Source organism: Piscicoccus intestinalis NBRC 104926, from assembly GCF_001515525.1.
Taxonomy (GTDB): domain Bacteria; phylum Actinomycetota; class Actinomycetes; order Actinomycetales; family Dermatophilaceae; genus Kineosphaera; species Kineosphaera intestinalis.
The window spans coordinates 1-1174 of the sequence record NZ_BCNQ01000300.1 but is presented as its reverse complement, the minus strand read 5'-3'; the positions used below and the strand labels follow the sequence as shown (position 1 = coordinate 1174).

The following is a 1174-nucleotide window of genomic DNA, read 5'->3' as shown; positions in this document are numbered from 1 at the left end:
TGACGGGCTCGAAGGCGTCGGGTCGCTGTGGCGAGGAGCGCTTCGTCGCTGCTCGGCCAGGTGGTGACTTCCGGCGTGCCGGGCGGCGCTGGAAGTCTCGGGTGCGGTGCAGCGCGGGTCGCGGCGACGGCCTCGGTGCAATCGGGCCGGTCCCGTCGGTGGGCGTTGCGGCGTCGTAGTCGTAGCGTGAGTGCAGCACTGAGACGTTGACTGCGGCGAGGATGAACGCCAGCAGGATGCCGGTGCGGTTGGTGCCCATCACTCGGGTGCTGCCGCGACGCAGTTGTGCGTGGTGCACCTTCAGGTTGGCGTTGGCGGACTCGACGGCGGAGCGGCGACCGTAGGAAGCCTTCCAGGCGGTGGTGCCGTAGAGCAGTCGCTGCCGGGTGCCGAAGTGGTCGTCGGGGCCGAGCGTCACGGTGGTCCCGCAGGCGCAGGGCTCGCCTTCGGTGCAGGAGGTCGTGGGTCGCGTGGCCGGGTCCAAGCGCATCGACTTGGGGGTATTCGGGCAGCGGACCCGCCCGGTCAGTGCTGGTCCTCGGTAACGCTGCGTTCCTCGTATTCGGTCGGGCTTGCCCTGCGTGGTGAAAGCGTAGGCGGCGCGCTCGTCGTAGCGGTCGCACAGCGCAGCGTTCTCGGCGGCGGTCATGCCCAGGCTGAACGCGGGGAGGTCATGGTGGCGCTGCGGAAGCACCGAGGTGAAGAGCCCGCCGTCGAGGAAGAGAGTTCCGGTGATGGGGCCTGGATGGGTGCCGCGCTGCGTGACATGCAGGTCGAAGACCTGCTCGATACCCATCCGGTGGATCGGAAGCGCCCACTTGTCGGCCTGGAGGTAGGTGTAGCCACGATCCGCCAGCAGGGTCTCGACTGGTGCCTGCTTCCCGAGTTGCGCCACGACGGCCAGGCCCGCAGCGGCCTTGTCCGATCCTCCCGGTCGCAGCGAGGCGGCGCGGATCAGCGGCGGACATCCGGGGCTCCCCAGGTCAGGGGTGTCCACGGCCAGGTGAAGGTCCCATCCGACGAAGATGCCCTTGCGGCTCTTGTTCTTGCCTGCCCGGTAGCCGTCTCGCGCATCGGGGTCTACCGAGTGCTGGAGCCTGCCGTCGTGCCCGACCTGTGGCCATCCTGGCTCGTTGACGGTCTTGGCTGGCGCTGCCTCGAAGTCGTCCTCCGG

The 1174-nt window shown here is 69.3% G+C and carries 1 protein-coding gene; it reads right to left on the bottom strand.

Annotated features, from left to right (window positions below; all coding sequences use genetic code 11):
• Positions 1–1174 (bottom strand): transposase (locus tag PINTE_RS23565; RefSeq protein WP_505804213.1); only part of this gene is annotated, 1174 nt, incomplete at both ends.